Raw genomic sequence first — 4,809 nt, 5'->3', positions numbered from 1 at the left:
GGTGAACCGCTTCGAGTTCGTCTCCGAAAACCGACGCCAGTACGGCGTGAAGCGGTTGTGCCAGGTCATCGGCCTCGCCCGGTCCAGCTACTACCACTGGAAGGCCACCGCCCCGGACCGGGCGGCCCGCGCCGCGGCCGACGCGGAGCTGGCCGCGCGCATCCGGGTAATCCACCGCGAGTCGGCGGGCACCTACGGCGTCCCGCGGATCACCGCCGAACTGCACGACACCGGACACGAGGTCAACCACAAGCGCGTCGCCCGCGTGATGCGCGGCATCGGCTTGGCCGGGCTGCGGCTGCGCCGCCGGCACCGCACCACCACGGCCGACCCCACCGCGGTCAAGGCCCCGGACCTGCTCGGACGCGACTTCACCGCCCAGGAGCCCAACACCCGCTACGTCGGAGACATCACCTACCTGCCCATCGCCGACGGCACCTTCCTCTACCTCGCGACCGTGATGGACCTGTGCTCGCGCCGGCTGGTCGGCTGGGCCGTCGCCGACCACATGCGCGTCGACCTGGTCCTCGACGCCCTGCACGCCGCCGAGCGGACACGGGGCAGCCTGGCCGGGGCGATCTTCCACAGCGACCACGGAGCCCAATACGACTCTGTTGCCCAATTCGGCTATGCGGCGAGGTGGAGGCTGGCGAGGTGGCTGGTGCTCCGCTGTCCGGGTGATGCGCCGTTCCACCATGCGTCCAGGCGGATCAGGTTGAGGGCGGTGGCGGCGAAGACGTGGGCGAGGCGCGTCTTGGGCAGCCCGACGTAGCGACAGCGACGGACCCCGGTGACGGCGACCGCCTGGTGGACGGTGCCCTCGACACCGGCCCGGACCGCGTAGCGCTGCTTCCACTCGTCGGTCGTCTGCTCGGTCCGGGCCTGCTCGACCGCCTCGTGAACGTCCCGGGCTCGTAGCATCAGTTGGCGTCCGGACCGGGTCGATCGTGTGCATTGTGGACGGACCGGGCAGGATCGGCAGGCGGTGACGGGAAAACTGACCACGACCGAGTCGCGGCCGCGTTCGGAGCACTCCGACCAGATCGTGCTCCGCACCCCTTGCGGACACACGACCTGATGTCGGTCCCAGTCGATGGTGAACGCGGCGCGACCGTAACCCTCACCGATCCGTGTCTGCGCGGAGTTGTCGACGCGCAGCGGGCCGAGCAGGGTGATGTCGTGCTCACGGCGGGCGCCGACCATCAGGTCGGCGGAGGTGTAGCCCGCGTCCACGACATGCTCGCCGGGCACCAGGCCCCGGCGATCGAGGTCGGCGTGGATTTGTTCGAGCACCTCCACGTCGGTGACGGTCGCGTCGGTGGTGACCACGTTGGTGACCAGATGCGGCGATCCCGTGGCGACAACATCGTCACACGTCTCGGTGAGGTGGATCTTGTAGCCCTCCCAACCGGATCCGCGTTTGGTCGCGTAGCGGGCGTCGGTGTCGTAGGGGGAACACAGACGTGCTCTGCTGGGCGGGAGGTCTTTCTCCTTCCGCCAGGCCACCTCCTCGCCGTCGTGGGTGACCGTGCGGTGGTACTGCGTGATCCACACGGTCCGCAGCACGGTCACGGCCGGGATCTCCCGTAACCACACCGCCGCGTCCGCCGCGTGAACCGCCTCCAACAACCGGAATCCGTCGATGCCGACCCGGGTGGCGGCCTCGGCGCGTTCGGCCCGGCCGTGCGGCAGCCGGTAGGAGTCCATCCGGGCGCCGTAGCGCCGCACCCAGTCGGCGTCGATCCGGACGGCCAGCCAGTCCGGCGCGGTCGCGGCCAGCGCTTCCAGGGCCGCGCGCAGGGTCTCGGCCAGGAAGTCGAGCCGGTTGGCCGAGCGCACCGCGGCCAGCACGTGGGTGGAGTCGGTGCGCTGTCGGCCACGCGGCTTGACCAGTCCGAGCCGCACGCACCGGGCCAGCAGCAGGTCGAGCACCGTCTCCTCAAGGCCGTGATCGATCAGCCGCTGTCGGAAACCGGTCAACACCGTGTGGTCGAATCCCGAATCGGATAATTCCAGCCCGAGCGCGTACTTCCAGTCGATCCGGGCCCGCACCGCGTCCGCCGCCTGCCGGTCGGTCAGGTTCTCCGCGAACTGCAACACCGTGACCAGCGCCAACTGCCCCGGTGAGATCCCCGGCCTGCCCCGAACCCCGAACGCCGACGCGAACTCCTCGTCCGCGAACAGCCCGGGCAACTCGTCCCGGACCCGCATCGCCAACGTCCCCTTCGGGAACGCCGCCCTGGCCACCACCACGGTCTGCTCGGGAACCTCCGGCCACGGGCGAGGCTGGACCGACATCACCTAATCCCTCCCGCGAACAGGACAGACGCCCGCCGCAGTGGATCATCATCCACTTAGACGATCACGACGTGAAACCACCCGTGACCAGCGCATTCTTAATTGGGCAACCGAGTCCCAATACGGTGCCAAATCCTTCGCCGACGCCTGTCGCACCGCCGGGATCACCAGGTCCATGGGCGCGGTGGGCAGCTCCGCGGACAACGCCGCCGCCGAAAGCCTCAACGCCTCCTTCAAACGCGAAACACTGCAAGGCGCCCGGAGCTGGGGCAGTGAAAGGGAAGCACGCCTGGCGGTGTTCGGATGGGCGCACCGCTACAACACCCGACGACGTCACTCCCACCTCGGCCAGACATCCCCGATCGACTACGAGAACAGCCTGCTACCAACACCGGTTACGCTGACCCCAGCCGCATAACCCCGTGTCCAACATCCGGGGTCAGGGCCCGCTCCTGCTCCACGCCTCGTCGACTGACGCGACATGATGGCAACTGTGCTGCTCCGACTGGCTTACCTCGGCGTGACCAACGCCTTCGCTCTGCTGCGCCTACTGCCTATGAGCGACCGGGACAAGGACACGGAAATCCTGGCACTGCGGCATCAAATCATGATCCTGGAACGCCAACTGGGCAACGCGCGTCCGCGGTTCTCCCCCGGAGATCGCGCGTTCCTCGCGGCACTGCTGCACCGACTCCCGGCCGATGCGCTTCGTCGGCTCCGACTACTGGTCCGTCCGGAGACAGTGCTGCGCTGGCACCGCGACCTCCCCGCACGCCGCCATGCAGCCAGATCCCGTCCCAGGCGGCCCGGCCGTCCACGGACCGTCCGCTCGATCCGACTCCTGGTGCTGCGCCTGGCACGGGAGAACCCCACCTGGGGCTACCGCCGCATCCACGGCGAACTCCTCGTGCTCGGCGTCAAGGTCGCAGCATCCACCGTCTGGCAAATCCTCAAGGACACAGGGACCGACCCCACGCCCCAGCGCACCACGACGACCTGGTCGGCCTTCCTCCGCTCCCAGGCCGACGCGCTGCTGGCCTGCGATTTCTTCGAGACCTCCACGTTGAGCGGCACCCGCCAGTACGTACTCGCGGTCATCGAGCACACCAGCCGCCGAATCAGAGTCCTGGGCACCACCGCACACCCCACCGCCTCCTGGGTCACCCAAGCCGCCAGGAACCTCGTCATGGACCTCGACGACGCGGGCAAACACGCGCGGTTCATGATCCGCGACCGGGACGGTAAGTACCCGGCACTGTTCGACGCCGTCCTCGCCGACGCCGGCATCCGGGTCGTCCTCAGCGGCGTCCGCATACCGCGCATGAACGCGATCATGGAACGCTGGATCCGCAGCTGCCGACGCGAACTGCTCGACCGAACGCTGATCTGGAACCAACAGCACCTGCTGCACGCCCTGCGCGAGTACGAGCACTTCTACAACAACCACCGACCCCACCAAGGCATCGCCAACGCCCGACCGCTACAACCACTGCCACAACCAGCGGCCGACCAAGCAGCCGTCACCCAACTCGACATCCGCAGACGGCACCGACTGGGCGGCATCCTCCACGAGTACCACCACGCAGCCTGACCAGCACGGACGATATTTTCGGCAAGCACAACGTCGAAATGCCGGTCTGCGGTCTTGCGGTCCGGACAGATCGGCTCTCTGTGCGTCAGCCACGACCGAATTGCTGTCCTGAATCCAAGGCATCGCCAACGCCCGACCGCTACGACCGCTGCCACAGCCAGCAGCCGATCAGACACCCATCACCCAGCTCGACATCCGCCGACCGCAGCGACTGGGCGGCATCCTCGCCGAGTATTACCATGCCGCCTGACCAGCAGCGCTGACTTTTCGAGCGGTACAAGTTCGACTCAGTCTACACTGAAACTATAGAGTCGACACACACCGCGTCGCGTCTGTTCCGCCGACCAGGCCTCGGAGGCCTGATCGACGAGCACGAATCACAGCTGCGTAAACGCAGGTAGAGCCACGCGGCCGACTTCTGGCACCCCGCAGGCCCGCGACCACGGCATCGACCTGTCCCCCGGTGGAGACGCGGCGCAACCTGGTGACCTCGGGGATCGCGCTCAAACACCTGATGGGCAAGCACTTCCGGGTCGGCGGGACGCTGCTGTACGGCGGGCGGTTGAACGTACCGTGCCGCTACCTGGAGGACCTGCTGGACAAGCCGGTGTTCGGCCCGCTGGTCAACCGGGCCGGGCTCGACGCCCGCGTCCTCGCCAGTGGTGTCGTCCGCGTCGGCGGCCCGATCGTGGCGGGGTGAGGGCGTGGCTCCGAAGCTGCCGATCAGGGTGCGGGTGGTGGTCGACGTGCGGGACGAGGCGCCGCCCGTGTGCCCGCTCGCCTTCACGCCGGTGGTGCGGCGCGAGCTCCCCGCCTGACGCGGCGGGTCGCACGTCGTGCTGGTGCTGCCGGGCGGCCTGCGGCGGGTGTGCTCCCTGTGCGGCGACCCGCACGACCTGTCCGCGTACCGGATCGCCGTT

3 protein-coding genes and 2 pseudogenes are annotated in these 4,809 nt (G+C 68.5%); 4 read left to right on the top strand and 1 reads right to left on the bottom strand.

Annotated features, from left to right (window positions below):
- A pseudogene (locus AB0G02_RS28355) lies at positions 1-619 on the top strand (IS3 family transposase); the annotation flags it as partial.
- Positions 620-627: 8 nt separating this feature from the next.
- On the opposite strand, the gene AB0G02_RS28350 reads toward AB0G02_RS28355, so the two are convergent.
- Positions 628-2,298 carry an IS1182 family transposase gene (locus tag AB0G02_RS28350; protein WP_360799623.1) on the bottom strand — a complete coding sequence of 557 codons (1,671 nt, stop codon included), beginning with the start codon at positions 2,296-2,298 and terminating at the stop codon, positions 628-630.
- 115 nt (positions 2,299-2,413) lie between these two features.
- Here AB0G02_RS28350 and AB0G02_RS28345 point away from each other — a divergent pair.
- The 3 genes and pseudogenes from AB0G02_RS28345 to AB0G02_RS28335 form a co-directional block, all read left to right on the top strand.
- Positions 2,414-2,716, top strand: a pseudogene (locus tag AB0G02_RS28345) (integrase core domain-containing protein); the annotation flags it as partial.
- A 75-nt stretch (positions 2,717-2,791) separates the two neighbouring features.
- Positions 2,792-3,889 (top strand): integrase core domain-containing protein, encoded by a 1,098-nt coding sequence (locus tag AB0G02_RS28340; RefSeq protein ID WP_360799620.1) that lies wholly within the window; start codon positions 2,792-2,794, stop codon positions 3,887-3,889.
- A 463-nt stretch (positions 3,890-4,352) separates the two neighbouring features.
- Positions 4,353-4,589: an MOSC domain-containing protein gene (locus AB0G02_RS28335; RefSeq protein ID WP_360799617.1), complete on the top strand. Its 237-nt coding sequence runs from the start codon at positions 4,353-4,355 to the stop codon at positions 4,587-4,589.
- The last annotated feature ends 220 nt before the right edge of the window (positions 4,590-4,809 follow it).

This window comes from Actinosynnema sp. NPDC023658, assembly GCF_040639995.1.
Taxonomy (GTDB): domain Bacteria; phylum Actinomycetota; class Actinomycetes; order Mycobacteriales; family Pseudonocardiaceae; genus Actinosynnema.
This window is presented reverse-complemented; position numbering and strand designations above follow the sequence as displayed.